This is a genomic window from Neisseria sp. P0021.S006 (assembly GCF_051956895.1).
Window position 1 is genome coordinate 1 of the sequence record NZ_JBQCWZ010000404.1, and the last position, 1,249, is coordinate 1,249.

The following is a 1,249-nucleotide window of genomic DNA, read 5'->3' on the forward strand; positions in this document are numbered from 1 at the left end:
GCCATGAAATACAAAAGCGAGATTTTTGCAGCAATACATGAAACCATGCAGGGATTGCACGACATTGGCATTATCGACAAAAAAACCATGCGCGATTTTGACAAATCATGCCTGACCGAAATCAAACCATTGAGCGGCGAAGACATCAAGGCAATCAGAGAGCGCGAAGCATTATCACAAGCCGCTTTTGCCATGTATCTGAACATTGGTAAAAACCAAGTTTCCGAATGGGAGCGGGGTATTAAAAAGCCGAGCGGCGCGGCTTTGAAGCTGCTTACTATCGTCAAGAACAAGGGAATTGAGGCGATTGCCTGATACCGGAAACAAAGCTAAAAATGAATACTCATGATTATTGTCCTAAATGGTTTGATATTTCCAAGTATGAAGAGACCTACCAATGGGGGCGGGAAGATTGGGCAATCGCTTTTGAACATAAAATTTACCACTACAATGAGAATTTAAAATATGACCGTAATCCAGATTTAGGTTATGACATCTGCAATGATTGTATAAACTCTTGGCAATCATTGTTTTTGGGTAATACTGATATTCCAAGAGATTCTAGAGGGATTCCATTAGGCAAGAATCTAATTTCTGATGATATGTACAAAATACCATTTGAAGACTTAGAGAAAACATTCCCCGATGAGAAAACATTCCCCGATTCTTCCTTTTTCTCTTGCTTTAATGGATTGCTGGCAAAACACGGGGCTGATATTGTCGATTCTGACGGGGAAAAAATGCCTATTGATGAAATTTCTACCGTAGGGATTCAATTACCCAAACTAGGCCAATTCAGATATGAAAAAAAAGCAGGGGCATATAATTGTTTCACGCCGGTGCTGATTAATTTCCAAGAACATACCGATGATGAGCTGAAAGAAATGTTTGAGTATTTCTTAAGGCAATACAGAGCATTTCAACTTTACGGCGGCCATATCCATATAAGCAAAAAATACGACATGACAAGAACATTTAGTGATTCAGAAATAGAAAGCCTAAACCGTTTCAGAGTATTGCCATGCCTAGATTTGCTGATTTGGGAGGTATACACCGGCCAACACTTCACGCATGAAGAACTGTTATTCTTACTCTTTGGCGATGGTACAGAAACCGTTATCAACCCAAAAACAGGGGAAGAATGGTTTCCCGATAAGTCCACAATCAAAGACAGCGTATTACCAAAAGCTATCCTATTATTGGAAGCAGTGGCAAACCCTTTCATGCATAGATATGATATTAAATGCAA

Annotated in this window: 2 protein-coding genes; both read left to right on the forward strand. The window is 39.6% G+C overall.

The features are described from left to right. The first annotated feature begins 3 nt into the window (after positions 1 to 3). The gene (locus ACTHUM_RS14505) at positions 4 to 315 is read left to right on the forward strand and encodes a helix-turn-helix domain-containing protein (protein ID WP_070460005.1); all 312 of its coding nucleotides are present in this window, start codon (positions 4 to 6) and stop codon (positions 313 to 315) included. Positions 316 to 335: 20 nt separating this feature from the next. After that, positions 336 to 1,249: DUF6387 family protein (locus ACTHUM_RS14510; RefSeq protein WP_440403225.1), on the forward strand; the 914-nt coding region annotated here is incomplete at its 3' end.